The 14,632-nt window shown below is 28.0% G+C and carries 14 protein-coding genes and 1 riboswitch; of the genes, 6 read left to right on the plus strand and 8 right to left on the minus strand.

Going from position 1 to position 14,632, the window contains the following annotated elements:
* Nucleotides 1-34: 34 nt before the first annotated feature.
* The 4 genes from Q4487_RS02305 to Q4487_RS02320 form a co-directional block, all read right to left on the minus strand.
* Nucleotides 35-1,351: a Na+/H+ antiporter NhaC family protein gene (locus tag Q4487_RS02305; RefSeq protein WP_303544349.1), complete on the minus strand. Its 1,317-nt coding sequence runs from the start codon at nt 1,349-1,351 to the stop codon at nt 35-37.
* A 47-nt stretch (nt 1,352-1,398) separates the two neighbouring features.
* Nucleotides 1,399-1,497: riboswitch (SAM-I-IV-variant riboswitch) on the minus strand.
* Nucleotides 1,498-1,543: 46 nt separating this feature from the next.
* Nucleotides 1,544-3,091 carry a hypothetical protein gene (locus Q4487_RS02310; protein ID WP_303544352.1) on the minus strand — a complete coding sequence of 516 codons (1,548 nt, stop codon included), beginning with the start codon at nt 3,089-3,091 and terminating at the stop codon, nt 1,544-1,546.
* A gap of 4 nt (nt 3,092-3,095) precedes the next feature.
* Entirely contained in the window at nt 3,096-3,959 is an 864-nt protein-coding gene (locus Q4487_RS02315) for an ABC transporter ATP-binding protein (protein ID WP_303544355.1), read from the minus strand.
* A gap of 4 nt (nt 3,960-3,963) precedes the next feature.
* Nucleotides 3,964-5,286, minus strand: a complete 1,323-nt coding sequence (locus Q4487_RS02320) for a serine hydrolase (RefSeq protein WP_303544358.1) — start codon at nt 5,284-5,286, stop codon at nt 3,964-3,966.
* Between the two features lie 213 nt (nt 5,287-5,499).
* Here Q4487_RS02320 and Q4487_RS02325 point away from each other — a divergent pair, with 213 nt between their 5' ends.
* The gene (locus Q4487_RS02325) at nt 5,500-6,477 is read left to right on the plus strand and encodes a sensor histidine kinase (RefSeq protein WP_100896024.1); all 978 of its coding nucleotides are present in this window, start codon (nt 5,500-5,502) and stop codon (nt 6,475-6,477) included.
* Nucleotide 6,478: 1 nt separating this feature from the next.
* Nucleotides 6,479-7,186, plus strand: coding sequence for a LytTR family DNA-binding domain-containing protein (locus Q4487_RS02330; protein ID WP_303544363.1), 708 nt, complete (start codon nt 6,479-6,481; stop codon nt 7,184-7,186).
* 9 nt (nt 7,187-7,195) lie between these two features.
* Here the strand turns inward: Q4487_RS02330 and Q4487_RS02335 are convergent, their stop codons facing one another.
* Nucleotides 7,196-8,008, minus strand: coding sequence for a DUF1853 family protein (locus tag Q4487_RS02335; RefSeq protein ID WP_303544365.1), 813 nt, complete (start codon nt 8,006-8,008; stop codon nt 7,196-7,198).
* Between the two features lie 81 nt (nt 8,009-8,089).
* Here Q4487_RS02335 and Q4487_RS02340 point away from each other — a divergent pair, with 81 nt between their 5' ends.
* The 3 genes from Q4487_RS02340 to Q4487_RS02350 all read left to right on the plus strand — a co-directional run bounded on the left by Q4487_RS02340 (nt 8,090) and on the right by Q4487_RS02350 (nt 11,654).
* Nucleotides 8,090-8,659, plus strand: coding sequence for a phosphatase PAP2 family protein (locus Q4487_RS02340; protein ID WP_100896021.1), 570 nt, complete (start codon nt 8,090-8,092; stop codon nt 8,657-8,659).
* Nucleotides 8,660-8,797: 138 nt separating this feature from the next.
* On the plus strand, nt 8,798-9,418 hold the full coding sequence (locus tag Q4487_RS02345; protein ID WP_303544368.1) for a hypothetical protein: 621 nt from the start codon (nt 8,798-8,800) through the stop codon (nt 9,416-9,418).
* 373 nt (nt 9,419-9,791) lie between these two features.
* The gene (locus tag Q4487_RS02350; protein ID WP_303544370.1) at nt 9,792-11,654 is read left to right on the plus strand and encodes a T9SS type A sorting domain-containing protein; all 1,863 of its coding nucleotides are present in this window, start codon (nt 9,792-9,794) and stop codon (nt 11,652-11,654) included.
* A gap of 58 nt (nt 11,655-11,712) precedes the next feature.
* Here Q4487_RS02350 and Q4487_RS02355 read toward each other — a convergent pair whose 3' ends face one another.
* The 3 genes from Q4487_RS02355 to Q4487_RS02365 all read right to left on the minus strand — a co-directional run bounded on the left by Q4487_RS02355 (nt 11,713) and on the right by Q4487_RS02365 (nt 13,752).
* Nucleotides 11,713-12,180, minus strand: a complete 468-nt coding sequence (locus tag Q4487_RS02355) for a hypothetical protein (protein WP_303544373.1) — start codon at nt 12,178-12,180, stop codon at nt 11,713-11,715.
* 69 nt (nt 12,181-12,249) lie between these two features.
* Entirely contained in the window at nt 12,250-12,726 is a 477-nt protein-coding gene (locus tag Q4487_RS02360; RefSeq protein WP_100896017.1) for an Hsp20/alpha crystallin family protein, read from the minus strand.
* Between the two features lie 132 nt (nt 12,727-12,858).
* Nucleotides 12,859-13,752, minus strand: a complete 894-nt coding sequence (locus tag Q4487_RS02365; protein WP_303544380.1) for an AraC family transcriptional regulator — start codon at nt 13,750-13,752, stop codon at nt 12,859-12,861.
* A gap of 174 nt (nt 13,753-13,926) precedes the next feature.
* Between Q4487_RS02365 and Q4487_RS02370 the strand changes: the two genes are divergently transcribed.
* Complete coding sequence (locus Q4487_RS02370) at nt 13,927-14,556, plus strand: alpha-ketoglutarate-dependent dioxygenase AlkB (protein WP_303544383.1); 630 nt, start codon at nt 13,927-13,929, stop codon at nt 14,554-14,556.
* Nucleotides 14,557-14,632: the final 76 nt, after the last annotated feature.

The following is a 14,632-nucleotide window of genomic DNA, read 5'->3' on the forward strand; positions in this document are numbered from 1 at the left end:
TAACTTTTTAGATAAATTTTAATAGAACTATATCTTAATTTATACTAGTTTTCTTCAATTTAAAAGGATATAAGCTAATGTAAATAATGGTGTAGATAAATAACAAAAGTAAATACCAAGTATTACCAATAAGTTCTGTGTAAGTTAGGTTTCCATCAGAAAAACTCAAAATCATTAATACTTGTGCTCCATAAGGTAGTAAACCTTGTGTAATACAGGCAAAAATATCTAAAATTGAAGCTGTATTTTTATTATCTAATTTATACTCATCATTAATGGTTTTTGCAATAGAACCAGAAATAATAATAGAAACTGTATTGTTTGCTATAGCCATATTTACTGTACTAACTAAGGTTGCAATACCAAATTGAGCAGATTTTTTACTCTTTATAAGGGTTTTAATCTTATTTAAAATATAATCTATACCGCCATTTTTAGCTACTAATGCAGCTAATCCACCAGATAGTAATGATAGTAGAAAAATCTCTGTCATACTTGTAAATCCATTGTAAGCAATTTTGGTAGATTCAATAAGTGTAAAATCACCATAAAAAATACCAATTGCGGCAGCTATTAATACACCTAACAATAGTGTAACAAATACGTTTACGCCAATTACAGATAGCGCAATTACTAATATGTAAGGAACTATTTTTAGTAATGAATAATTGTATGTAACATCTTCTAAATTGTTAGACTCTAAAGCAGCGCCTTTAACTATTAAAATAGCAATTGTAAAGAGTGCTGCTGGTAAAGCAATTTTTATGTTTTGCTTAAATTTATCACTCATTTTTACGCCTAAGGATTGTGTTGCTGCAATTGTAGTATCTGATATTACCGAAAGGTTATCTCCAAACATAGAACCACCTAATAGAGCGCCGCAAAGTATAGCTAATGACACACCTCCTTTATCTGCAAAGCCAATAACAATAGGAGTTAGTGCAACTATTGCACCAACAGATGTGCCTGTAGATATAGATAAAAATGCAGCAATTATAAATACTCCAAAGTAGATATATTGTATGGCTATAAAATCTAAACCAAGGTTTACAATAGCATCTACACTACCAGTTTCTTTTGTAATTGTAGCAAAAGCACCAGCTAACAAATATATTAAACACATTGTTAGTATTTTACTATCTCCGCAACCAGCTAAAAGTGTTTCTATTTTAGATTTTATGCTTTGTTTAAAAATTAAAAAAGCTACAATAATACCGGCTATAACTGCTATAGGTGCAGGTAAAGCATAAAAATCATTTTGATAAATACCTACACCTAAAAATGTAAATACAAATACAAATAATGGGAGTAAAGCAATAAACCTAGGCTTGTTGTTTTTAATAGATGTCATTTTTTTAGTTTTGCAGAACCAAAAAGAAAAGGACAAATAAGTGGATCTGAATTAACATTTTTTCCAAAGTATTGGCTTATCCTTTTTTAGCACCTTGCTTGTTAATGCAGGTTGCTATCTCTTTTTTGAGATTCTTGATAATTAAGTGCGTAAAACTAAAGTATAACAACGAGATAAAATCATAATTTTCTGTTATTTTTTAAGTTCTCTTTTTCTTGCTATAATACAGAATGTACTTAAACTCACTAATAACAACATCATCTTACAGTTAAACAAATTAGTACTTCCTAAGGCTCCAAAATAATCTGCATAATTAATATTGTTAATGTTTGCGTAGGTTATCATAAAAAACAAGACCTCAAAAAGTTTTTTTCCTTTAGATAATATACCAAGCGTAACTACTAATAATACTATAAATATACTTCCCAACAATATAGAAACTACAGATGAAAAATTTAAGTTAATGGCCAAACGTAATATTAATGGTAAAGCTAAAAAAATGAATAAGCAAACACCCGCTAATAGTTGAGAAAACAGAACTCTAGAAATAGGCTTGTAAGCAGAGTAAGAAAAATAGTCTACATTATATGTTGTTTCTTTTACCGATAAATCTGAAATCCTGTGTACTTGTAAAAACCATAAAATAGGTAAAATAAATTTGAAAGAAACAGCTATTGGAAGAAATAGTAAAAGTAACATTCCCAATATGTTAATAATCCATAACCACTTTTTTCCTTTACGAAGTATAAGTAGCATTTCTGCTTTTAATAATGGATAAATACTATAATTTATTTGCGCATTAGATAGTTCTTTTAAATTAATTTGGTGTGTTGTATTAGGCTTATTTATGCTCTTTTCTTGTTCCTTAGATGTAGAATACTTAGTTATATTAAATCGATGAAAAAATTTGGACAAAACAAGTATTATAATAAGACCTAAAACCACCAATAGAAAACGACTTACAACAAAAGAAGTAGGGAAATCTATACCGTTAAATTCAAATTTGTTTAAGTTACTTGTATTTCCTACTATATATCCTATTGCTAAATTTGTATCTGTTGTAGATTTTGTAATGGTTTTAACTTGTTTCTCTAATTGATGTATTACAACATTGCTTCCTAAAATGTCTAATGTGTAACTGTTTTCTGTTTTAGGAGAAAACAAAATTAGAGTAGAATAAATAATAAAGAATAAGACATTTTGTAAAACAGAATATTTACTTAATACTAATTCAAAAACAACAGCAATAACAGCAATGCAAAATAATGCAGGAGCCGTAATAAGAGCGTATGGTTTTATAAACTGTAAAAGGTTAAAAGAATAATTATCATTATATAAAAAGAAAAGTATGATGCTCATTATAAAAACTACAAGAGCTATAGTTAAAAGAACTAAAAAGTTACTTAATACTTTACTAAGTAAATAACTAAAATTTTTAATTCTTGTAGTAGCTATAATTTGTCCAACTTTAGTATTTATATCCGTTTTTATAGCACTATTAACAAGATAAAAACCTATTAATGATAAAAAAATACTTGTCATTATAGCGGTAACATAGCCAAACCAAGCAGAATTATAAACGCCAATATAATCTGCTATTCTAATTGTAGAATAGTTAGCATTAGGCTCTGGTACAAAAGTATACGCAATTGCTAAACTAGCACAAAGAGTTATTAAAAAAGCATAACTTCTTGTACGTTGTATATAATCTAATTTTACAATACTAAAAAATGAATTCATAGCCTTATTTTGTTTTGGTTAAGTAGAGATAAGCATCTTCTAAATTTGCTGTTTTTTTTATAGAATTTTCAATAGGTGTATTTGTTATATAGCGTACTAATAATTGGTTATTTTTTCTTGATGCACTAACTATAATTTTATCAGCTTTAAAAGCTGTTAAACTCTCTTTATCAATAGTTGTCTCAAATACTTTATTTGTTACGTGTTGTAATATATTTTCTTGAGTTCCGTAAGAAAGTAGAGTGCCTTTTTTCATAATTGCAACCTTATCTGCAATAGTATCAATGTCAGAAACAATATGAGAAGATAAAATAACTATACAATCGTTTGCTAAGTCAGATATTAAATTTCTAAAGCGTACACGTTCTTCTGGGTCTAAACCAACCGTAGGTTCATCAAAAATTACAATTTTAGGATTGTTAAGTAAAGCCTGTGCAATACCAACTCTTTGTTTCATTCCTCCTGAATAGCTGCCTATTGGTTTTTTAGCAGCATCAATTAAGTTTAAACCTTCTAGTAATTTTGATATTCTAGATTTTAGATTATTTCCACCAACTCCTTTCATAGCTGCTATGTACTCTAAAAATTCGTATGCATTTAAATTTGGGTATACACCAAAATCCTGAGGTAAAAAACCCAATTGTTTTCGCATATAATTAGCATCTTTAATAATATTGTTTTTGTTTAATATAATGCAGCCTTTAGTTGGTTTATTAACTGTAGCTATCATTTTTAATAAAGTAGATTTTCCTGCCCCATTTGGACCTAATAAGCCTAATATTCCTTTTTCTATACTAATAGAAAAATCCTTTACACCATATTGGTTTTTATTGTATTTTTTAGATACATTTTGTATTTCTAGTGTCATAGTATTAATTTTTAGAGTTTATTTTACTAATTACAGTTTTAAACCCATTTTGATTAAACTCTAGACTATTACTATCTCCTTCTATTTGAGTTAAAATAACCCCTACAGTAGTATCATAAAGAGCTTTATCATTTTTTTGAATTAGTTCACTCTTAACCTTTTGAGCATCAACTACTAGATACATTTTATTATTTTCTTGTATTATTTTTAAAGTTAAATTAGCTTCTTTAAGTAAATAAGTTCCTGTGTATTTTTTAAATTTTTTTAAGTCTATTTTTTTAAAGTTAGATATTGAATTGTCATTTACATAAGCCAATAAATCGCTAGTAATTGCTTTCTTAGAAGTAATGCTTTTTGAGTTAGAAAATATTAAATACAAATTTTTAGTTGTTGGGTTGTATTCATTTCTAAAAGCGTATCCTATATTATTTCCTCCGTGACCGTAATAGTTTTTATTATTAAAATTGAATTTAAATATGCCGTAACCGTAAGTTTTATTACCAGACTCTAACATTAGTTTTAATGTTTCTTTTTGTAATAGTTTCTCGGTTTCAAAGAGAGAGGTATAAAATATTTCCATATCAGATAATGTAGAAGCAATACTACCTGCTGCATATGCAATATTTGCAAAATATCTATAATCGATGTAGGATGTAACGTCTTTATTTTTATAGAAAGGAGTTGCTAAATTGTTAATGTTTTTGTGAACATACGGGTAGGTTTCTTTCATATTAATAGGTATAAAAATGCGTTCTCTTAGCAAATCAAAATAGTTTTGATCTGTTACCTTTTCTATGATTTTTCCAAGAAGAAAATAATTAGTATTGCAATAATTAAATTTACCTTTAAGTTTGGGGTTACTTTTTTCTACCTCATTTAATAAATTTATGTTATAAAGTGAATCTTTTTTAGCATAGAAAATTTTTTCTATGTTTTCTCCTATAACTTCATCCAATCCGCTCTCGTGTGTTAATAGACTTTTAATAGTTAAAGAAGGGTCTACATTTTTTATAGGTGAAAGGTATTTGCCAATACTATCTGTAAGTTTAATATTTCCTTTCTCCATTTCTTGTAAAATAAGAATAGCAGTAAAGGTTTTGGTAGCACTACCTATATTAAAAACGCTATGTTCTGTTAAGTTAAAGTTGCCAAGACTTATATGTTCTGTTTTATTATTTTTTCTAACTAAAATTGCAATTCCCTTGTTTTGCTTTTTTAATATAGAATTATATTTTTCTGCAAAAATATTAATGTCTTTTGTTTGGCTATTTCCAATGACTTGGATAAGTATAAATATTAATAATGTTAGTTTTTGTAAAGTTTTCATATGTATATATTTTAATTTATACATCAAAATTCATCTAATAAACTGCCATTAAAAATAAATAGTGACAAACGGTATATCTGATATGATAAGACAAGAAAACTACGGTTATCATTAAAAAGGAGCAGTATAGATACTGTTAGTTAACTTTTGTCATTAAAAAAGAGAAATTTAGAGATGAAGTACTATTTTTGAGTAGTTCATTAAATAACATAAATGTCAAAATTAGATTCTTGGATAGATAATAAAATTGTGCAAAACCTCTTTATTTGGTTTTTCTTTTTTATCATTCTGTTAACTTCAATAAATACAGAGAATGTAATAATTTCTGCAATATTTACTATACTATTAATAGCACCTTCTGTTTATATAAATAACTTATTGGTTCTGCCTTATTTTAGAGAAAAAAAACATCTTTTTTTCTTGTTTTTTATTTTAAACACAGTGTTTTTCACCATTATATCTGTCTTATTAATTAAAGAGGCTACACATCAAGATTTTAAAATTGGAATGTTTATTAATTTCTTTGGAATAATGGTTTTGGTTTTAGTTTTTGCTTCATCTTTAAAATTTGCAAGAGATAGTTTTTTACGAAGACAACAAGAAAAGGAAGCCGAATTAAAACTACTGAAAGCACAATTAAACCCTCATTTTTTATTTAATACACTTAATAATTTATATGGTTTATCTGTAATTAAGTCTAATAAATTACCTGACTTAATGTTAAAACTATCAGATTTGTTACGCTATAGTTTATATGAAACAAAGGAAAAATTAGTACCATTAGAAAAGGAGATTGAATATTTAGATAATTATATTTCTTTAGAAAAAATAAGGTTAGAGGAGACCACTATTATTAATTTTGAAAAATCGGGTAATACATCTTCTATAAAAATAGCGCCAATGCTTTTTATTGTTTTCGTAGAAAATGCGTTTAAACATTTAGGTGTTTTAAATGCTAAAAAAAGTAAAGTATCTATATCATTAAAAGTAGAATCAAATAAACTTTTTTTTAAATGTGAAAATACTAAAGATTTTACCTCATTAAATCATAACAGTTTAGAAAAAGAAAAAAATGGAATTGGTCTTGTAAATGCAAAGAAAAGACTAGCTTTAATGTATCCAGAAAAACATAACTTAACCATAAATAATAAAGAAGAAACTTTTAGTGTTGTGCTAATGTTGCATTTTTAATATGAAAGAATTACAATGTATTGTTGTTGATGATGAGCCAATTGCACGTCAAATTTTAGAAAATTATATAGAAACTATACCAAATTTAGTAGTTATAGCATCGTGTAAAAATGCTCTTGAGGCTTTGGAGGTTTTACATGAAAAGCAAGTAGATTTATTATTTTTAGATATTAATATGCCTAAATTTTCAGGTTTAAGTTTATTAAAAACAATACAACAAAAACCTAGTGTTATTATTACAACTGCATATCCTGAGTATGCTATAGAGGGTTTTGAGCTTGCTGTTACAGATTACTTGCTAAAGCCATTTTCTTTAGAACGTTTTTTACAAGCCGTATTAAAAGTACAACATAAACAACCAAAGACTGAAACTAGCAACTTAGCAGTAAATTTAAATAAAGTACAAACTTCTGTTTTTGTAAAGAGTGATAAGAAAATTATTAAAGTTAATTTTGATGATATTTTATATATTGAAGCTTACGGTAATTATATAAAAATATTTGCTGATAAGATGATTTTAACACCACAAACACTGTCAAGTTTTTTAGAAAAACTACCTGATTCATTTATCCGTGTACATAAATCATTTATTATCAATTTTAATAAACTAAAACTAATAGACGGTAATCAGGTTATACTAGAAAACAATAGTAAACTACCCTTAGGAAAGTTGTATAGAAAAAGTATTTTAGATAAAGTAACTGGCTAATTTTTATAACTACCACCAAACCACAAAAAACTTTTGTAACTCTCCGTTTGGGAACTTAATCCAACATAAAGGGGACTTTTTAGCTGTTATTAAGGTATTTATTTCAAAAATAAACTCATCATATTTAAGCCAGTTTACTTGGGTTTGTACATCTTGTAGCCAATTAGTTTTAGACGGAATATAAAATTTACAATCTTTAAACTGTAATAAAGCTGTATGCTTAACATAAAATCCTTTAATGCAATCTTTATTTAAGTCCTTAAATTCTACGTTAGTATTAAAGGGTATAAATAGCTGAGCTTTAAAAAAAACAAATTGCTGTATTGCATTTGCGTCTACATTTAAACTTTTTAATAATGGTTTTGTATGTGTGTTGTAGAGTAGTGGTAGTTGTTTTTCTTTTAACTTGGTTAGCTTTTTAAGTAATATATCGTTTCTGTTTGGCCCAATCCAGTGTTCTATTTCTGTGTTTCCAACAGAGGCATCAAACAAATAAAATTTAAATATTATTTCTACGTGATGTGGAACATCATCCTTTGTTAAAATACAATCTAATTCTCCAATGGTAAGTTTATTGTTTTGTATTTGTATGTTTTCTGCTAAAACATTAATGCTTTTTAATTGATTTAGTTCTGCACTAACATAGCGTTCTACTCGTTTGCCTAATCGTAAATTGGCGGGTAATTGCTCGCTAAAGACAGCTGTTTTTATATTATTAATTTTAAACTGTTGTAGCCCATAAACAAGTTTATCTACCCATAATAAAGGAGTGTTTATATAACCAGTATATTGCAGTTCTATATTTTTATGGTTTGTTATCATCTAAAGTAAAAAAAAACACTTGCAGTAATTAATTAACTATTTGTACAAATAAAACTATATTTGTGATAATAAATGGTTTAAATGAAAATTAAAATAGCTCAATTTTTATCAATATTAGGACATCCTTTATTGCTATTTCCTTTTTTAATTCTAATTTTTAATCTAAACGATACTAAAAACACTTTTTCCCACACGCTAACTCTTATTTATGGGATCTTTTTTTTGGTCTTAATAGCTTGGGTTTATATAGGTAAAAGAAGAGGTAAGTATACAGATTTAGATGTCTCTAATAAAAAAGAGCGTAAATCCTTATATATATTTGCCATACCATTAATGTTAATTGTATTGGCTTTTTTATTGTATACAAACCAGCCAAGCTATATATGTACAAGCTTTTCTTTAGCTACTTTAATGTTAATAGTTTCTTTTGGAATTAATTTTTTCATCAAAATTTCTATGCACGTGTCCATTAATATTTATTTGGCACTTGCTATTATTCATGTAAACTTAATGTTAGGCTCTACATTAATTGTTTTTACCTTACTTGTTTTATGGTCTAGATTAGTGCTAAAAAGGCATACACCTAAAGAAGTTGTTACAGGCTTAATTATAGGCTCATTGTTTGGAGCTACTTTACTACTTATTTCTTAGATATTGTTTTTTTACTTTTAGTACGGAAATATATCAACTACACTTAAATATATATTAGATAGCTTCATTTTTACATTCTAATGTAAGATTTTACTACTGTTTGGCTAGTTTTGAAGTGTGAAACAATCAAACAAAAAAATGAAAAATACTTTAAAAATTACGTTTATCCTTATTATGTTGGCAATAACCTCTTGTGGTAGCGATAAAGATACAATTAGGATTTCTACACTAGAAGGCTTACAAGCAGCCAAACAATTAGCAATAACTAGTTTTGGAGCAGATTTAGAAGTTTACAGATTTGAGTTATACTCTAAAGAAGATTTAAACTCAGATTTAGGAAGCATAACTATTAAGTATTTAAAAGATGGCAAATTGTATAGCAGACGTTACGCTACAAAAACGAGCCATGTAGAAGCTACTTTAGAAGATGAAGAGGCTTTGAGTGATACATTTCAGAAAAACTTTTATATAAAAAACGCTCAGGGTAAACTAAAAATCAGTGATATAGATGTAGATGCAATGTTTTCTAATATAAATAAAGGAGTTGTGCTTATTGAAGATGAAATGGAAATAGATAACTACCAAGTTAGAAAATATTACATTGAAGCTAATAGCAAAACAAACAAGGTATCATCAGATTTTGAAATACATGTTACAGAACCTAATAACGAAACTATAGAAGGGCGTAACATAGTAACTAATTTTTACGAGGTTGAGTTTGAAGCCGATGAAAATGGTGAACTTACCATAAAAGACTAATTTTAAATATACAATATAAAGCAGTCCCCGCTTTTAATAAAGGTTGTCCTATGTCCCTATAGGCAACCTTTTTTGTTTTATAATATAGACAAACTATAGTTTTACTATTAAATTAATTTGTAAGTAATTTATTATTAATTATCTATTTGAAGTATCTATACATTGAAAATACCCAATGTTTTAAACGTTTAACCGAATGGTAGTATGTGTGCATTTATTTCTAAAATATGAAATGTTGAGTATAAGTCTAGTCTAGACTTGTCATATTAATCTTGTTAAATTTTAATTTAGCTGTGTAATAAAAATTTAGTCTTCCCCAGGATATGAATTTTCAACAGAGAAATAATTTAATTAATATTTAAACTACATTTTTATGAAGAAGATTAGCCTACTATCGATTTTTGCATTTTTTCAATTTCTATTAGTTCACAGTCAGTACGACTGGGATAACATACCCATACCTGCAAATGCGGGTTCTGGTAAACAGTGGAAATTACAAACAAATGCCAGTGATGATTTTAATTATCAATTTATGCCAACAAATAGTGTATCAGATTTTGGTCCCACTAATAATGCTAAATGGTATAATAAATTTCATAATCAAGCAAGTGGTCAACCTAATAATTGGCCAGGACCAGGACCAACCGTATGGAGGCAAGATCATGTTGCTGTTTCTGGAGGAAGTCTAAACATTTGGGCTTCTAGAATACCTGGAGCAACAAAATCATTTGTAGGTTCTACTGGTAGCTTAATATCTAGACCAGAAACTAGAGCTGGTTGTATCACTAATAAAACTCGTGTTAAATACCCAGTTTTTGTAGAGGCAAGTATTAAAGTGATGAACTCATCTTTAGCATCAGACATTTGGTTACTTAGTCCAGATGATACACAAGAAATAGATATAATTGAGTGTTACGGTGGACCTGGAGATGATAATAGAAATAGTTTCTTTTCAAATAAAATTCACCTAAGTCACCATGTATTTATTAGACCTCCTAATTTTAAAGATTACCAACCTGCAGATGTTAATAGCTGGTGGAGTAAAGATGGAGTATCACAATGGGGTGGTAGAGTAGTAAGAATTGGAGTTAATTGGGTTTCGCCTACAAGGTTGGAGTATTATGTAGACGGACAAATGGTACGTGTATTGGATGATACTGCAGTACAAACTAGATTGGCAGACGGTACTTGGCAGTATACTTATCCGGCAGGCGTAACAAGTACAGGTGTTAATGGAGAATTAGATAGAGTAAATGGCTATCAAAAAATGAAAATTGCTACAAGCTTAAACGATGCAAAAAACAAGTCTAATATTAGTGTTATAGATCCTTTTAATTATTTACGTAATGGAAGAAAGTTTACAAAAGAAATGGATATTATAATTAATGTAGAAGACCAGAGTTGGCAAGCAGAGGCCAATAGGTCTTCTACAGATGAAGAATTAGACAACTTTGAAGATAATAATTTACTTGTAAATTGGATTAGAGTTTATAAGCCTGTAGCTTCTAATAGTGCTGTAAATTCTGGTGTTTTAAATTCAGGATCTTTTGATTTTGGTTCTAAGAGTTCTGCACTTTTTCCTAATTACACTAGAGTTTCTTATGGTTTAAATGATGATATTTGGACTACTAAAAACGGAGTTAATTATGCAGATAGAGGCAGCTTTAACGGTACAAATGATTTAAATAGAGATTTTGCATATGGTTTAGGTAACACTAGAACGTTACAATTTACTGTAGAAAATGGTACTTATGATGTTACAGCAACTTTTGGAGATCGTTTAGGACCTCATAAAAATAATGCTATTAATTGTGGTAATAAATCTGTTAAGGTATCTACAAAAACAGGTGAGTATAAAAATGCAGTGTTACGTAACGTAGTTGTTTCTAATGGAGTTTTAAAGGTAGATGTTTCTGCTAGCGCAAATGAGTATTGGTCTTTAAATAGATTAACTTTTGCTAAATCTAATACTGCAGCAAGAGCACTAATTTCTACAGAAAAAATAGCAGAAGAGGAACTTACTGTTTTTCCAATACCTGCTAAAAACACTGTAAATATTAGCAATACAGACTATGTACAAGCTAAGGTTTATAATTTACAAGGATTGGTTGTATTAAGAAAAGATATAGCTGACGGTAAACTAAATGTTTCTTCTTTAGAAAATGGTATGTATGTACTAGAATTAGCTAAGAAAAACGGAGAATCTACAAAGCAAAAAATTGTTATATCTAAATAATAATTCTCTTTGATAAGTTAAAACCCAAAACATTAATTATGTTTTGGGTTTTATTTATTTATAATTTAGTTTTTTCATTTTCTTTAAGTTTATTTTTAGAAGAATATTTATTAAAAAACTGCTGCTGCTGTTGCATCATTCTATCTCTAATCTTGTCTAGTTGCATAAAGTCTTCTCCAAAATCACTAGAAAAAAAATCTTCATTAAAAAAGTCATCCATAAACAAAGAATCTATTCTCATTTGCTTAGGAAACGTATTAAAGCTAGAGAAAAACTTAGATTTATAATTGCTAATAATGCTGTCTCTTTGTACATCAGACAAATTATCATACTTATTAGAAGAAGACCAAGAGTAAACACTGTCATATTGCACCAAGTTTCCTTTGTCATCATATTGTTTATTAACTTTCCAATTGCCTTCTGGTACCTTTTTAGTAGTTTCTGTATTTATTTTATTGCTGCTATTTTGTCCGTTACAGCTAACGTTAAGTAAAATTAGAAATGATATTAATATATACTTTTTCATAACCTTATAAATTAATTAGACTCTATAAAATAACAGGAAGCTTTAGTTGCTTCCTGTTAAAATTAGTAATTAGGAAATATTAATTTTTCTGGCTGGCTTTTGTTTTGCCTCCTCCTTTTTTGGTAAATTAATGTTTAAAATACCCATATCGTATGTAGCTTCTATTTTTGAGTCATTAACAGTTTCCGGAAGCGTAAAAGTCCTTTTAAAAGAAGAATATCCAAACTCTCTACGTGTATATTGTTCTTCATTGGTTTGCTCTTCTTCTTTAATTTCTGCAGAAATAGATAAGGAATGATTGTCTATTTCTACCTGAAAATTAGACTTGCTCAAACCAGGGGCAGCCATTGAGACTAAATAAGAGTCTGGAGTTTCTTTAATGTTTACTTTGGGCAAAGAAATACCAGTATTAAAGTTTGATGTAAATACCGTAGGTAAATCTACATTAAACATATCGTCTATAACTCTAGACCAATTTGGGAAGTTAATAGGTGAATTTGTGCTTGTTAAACCTCCGTTTTTAGGAACATTAATTAAATTGCTCATAATTACAAAAATTTTAAATTAAACAAAAAATCAAAAGCTTAAACACTTAAGCTGTAAAATATTATCAGCAAAAAAAATGCCAACATATTATGCTGACATATTAAAAAAATCTTAAAAATTAGAAGTTAAAATCTATGCTGTTGGAGAAGCACAAGCACCTCTTTTTAACAACATATATTCACCATTGTTTTTAAACTCACGTATACTAGTACCTGCATAGCGTTTAAAGGTTTTAGATAAATGGCTAACATCTGTAAAACCTAATTCATCTGCAATTTGTGTAAGTGTAAAGTCTGAGTTTAATAAACGAATTTCTACTAGTTTAAGCTTGGCTTTAATAATGTATTCTCGTAAAGACATACTTATTTGTTTTTTAAAAAACTCACTAACATAAGTAGGAGACATACTAAAAACATCTGCCAAATTTTCAACTTTAAGCAATTGTGTTTTGTCTATATTTTCGTTTATATATGTCAGCATTTTTGTAATTCTGTCATCCGTATTATTTTTTGGGGTTTCAAAATAAGTACTCCTTTTTATATTACGTATTAATATTTCTAACACACTAGTCATAAGGCTTGTTACTAGATTTACAGACTCTTCTCCATAGCTTCTAGATTCTTGTAAAATCATACCAACTAGGTTTTCTAAATAATTTCTGTCAACTTCATTTTTAATAATATCTCCAGGAAGTTGGTTATAGTTAGATAAAATATAGGAAGCTTCTTTAAACCACTCGTTTCTGTCAATAGTTATTCTATTGGCATTTTTGAAAAAAGAGTCAGTAAATTTTAAAAAGACAAATGTTGTTGGTTTGTTTATATTAAAAGAATGGCATTTTAATGGAGGTAATAAAAAGATGCTTCCTTTTTCGTATTCATAGTCATTGTAGTTTATACATTGAGTTCCGTCACCATTTTTAATTAAAACTAATTCGAAAAAATTGTTTTTAACAGGACGTTGTTTCCAATCTGTTAATTCTATTTCTTGTATTTCAAAAGGTTTATAAGCTTCTAATACTTGCATTTTAATGATTTTTAAATGATAACGAAGCAAATTTAGATTAAATAAGGGTTATTAAACAAGTAATTTTTCAATTTAACCTTTATTTATACAATAGTTACCAATGTAATTACAGATAATTTTGCAGCAAAGCAAGTATATTTGTGTAGGTTTAAAAAATGTAAAGCTTATTAGTTTATGGATTTATTTAATCAAACCAATTTATTTTCAACAGAAGAAGTTCGTAAAACAATATATGATTTACCAGGAGCAGATGTTATTTTATTCGAAAATTTCTTCAGTATAGAAGAAAGTAATAAGCTATATAGGAGTTTATTAAATAACACACCGTGGCAACAAGATCAAATTATTATTCACGGTAAACTGGTAGATTATCCTAGGTTAACCGCTTGGTATGGCGATATTAATAAAGACGTAAAATACACCAATACCAAAAGTAAAATGCATTTATGGAATGACGATTTACTTTTTATCAAAGAGCGAATAGAACAGGAGGTAGACGTTAAATTCTCACGCTGTCTTTTAAATTATTATAGAGATGGAAAAGATAGTGTAGATTGGCATCAAGATTATAAAGGAGATCAGCGTAAAAACACGGTAATTGCATCGGTTACTTTTGGAGAAACCAGACCATTTCAACTAAAACACGTATCCCGTAAAGATCTGCAACGTGTAGATATCCCTTTGGTAAATGGTAGTCTTTTATTAATGCAAGGTGCTACGCAGAACAACTGGAAACATAAAATTCCTAAAACAAAAAAGCAGATTCATCCAAGAATAAATTTAACTTTTAGGTGGATTGCTTAAATAGCAAACATTGTATTAATAAAGGTTTAACATTTGCTTAATGTACATTTTAATGTCAAAAAACATCTTTTTTTAC

This window comes from Cellulophaga sp. 3_MG-2023, assembly GCF_030546975.1.
GTDB lineage: Bacteria > Bacteroidota > Bacteroidia > Flavobacteriales > Flavobacteriaceae > Cellulophaga.

What these genes read in the sequence shown, in the direction of transcription:
- Q4487_RS02305 (WP_303544349.1), bottom strand. Translation starts at nt 1,351, where the DNA reads ATGACATCTATTAAAAACAACAAGCCTAGGTTTATTGCTTTACTCCCA.
- Q4487_RS02315 (WP_303544355.1), bottom strand. Translation starts at nt 3,959, where the DNA reads ATGACACTAGAAATACAAAATGTATCTAAAAAATACAATAAAAACCAA.
- Q4487_RS02320 (WP_303544358.1), bottom strand. Translation starts at nt 5,286, where the DNA reads ATGAAAACTTTACAAAAACTAACATTATTAATATTTATACTTATCCAA.
- Q4487_RS02340 (WP_100896021.1), top strand. Translation starts at nt 8,090, where the DNA reads ATGAAAATTAAAATAGCTCAATTTTTATCAATATTAGGACATCCTTTA.
- Q4487_RS02310 (WP_303544352.1), bottom strand. Translation starts at nt 3,091, where the DNA reads ATGAATTCATTTTTTAGTATTGTAAAATTAGATTATATACAACGTACA.
- Q4487_RS02370 (WP_303544383.1), top strand. Translation starts at nt 13,927, where the DNA reads ATGGATTTATTTAATCAAACCAATTTATTTTCAACAGAAGAAGTTCGT.
- Q4487_RS02355 (WP_303544373.1), bottom strand. Translation starts at nt 12,180, where the DNA reads ATGAAAAAGTATATATTAATATCATTTCTAATTTTACTTAACGTTAGC.
- Q4487_RS02330 (WP_303544363.1), top strand. Translation starts at nt 6,479, where the DNA reads ATGAAAGAATTACAATGTATTGTTGTTGATGATGAGCCAATTGCACGT.
- Q4487_RS02335 (WP_303544365.1), bottom strand. Translation starts at nt 8,008, where the DNA reads ATGATAACAAACCATAAAAATATAGAACTGCAATATACTGGTTATATA.
- Q4487_RS02360 (WP_100896017.1), bottom strand. Translation starts at nt 12,726, where the DNA reads ATGAGCAATTTAATTAATGTTCCTAAAAACGGAGGTTTAACAAGCACA.
- Q4487_RS02325 (WP_100896024.1), top strand. Translation starts at nt 5,500, where the DNA reads ATGTCAAAATTAGATTCTTGGATAGATAATAAAATTGTGCAAAACCTC.
- Q4487_RS02345 (WP_303544368.1), top strand. Translation starts at nt 8,798, where the DNA reads ATGAAAAATACTTTAAAAATTACGTTTATCCTTATTATGTTGGCAATA.
- Q4487_RS02350 (WP_303544370.1), top strand. Translation starts at nt 9,792, where the DNA reads ATGAAGAAGATTAGCCTACTATCGATTTTTGCATTTTTTCAATTTCTA.
- Q4487_RS02365 (WP_303544380.1), bottom strand. Translation starts at nt 13,752, where the DNA reads ATGCAAGTATTAGAAGCTTATAAACCTTTTGAAATACAAGAAATAGAA.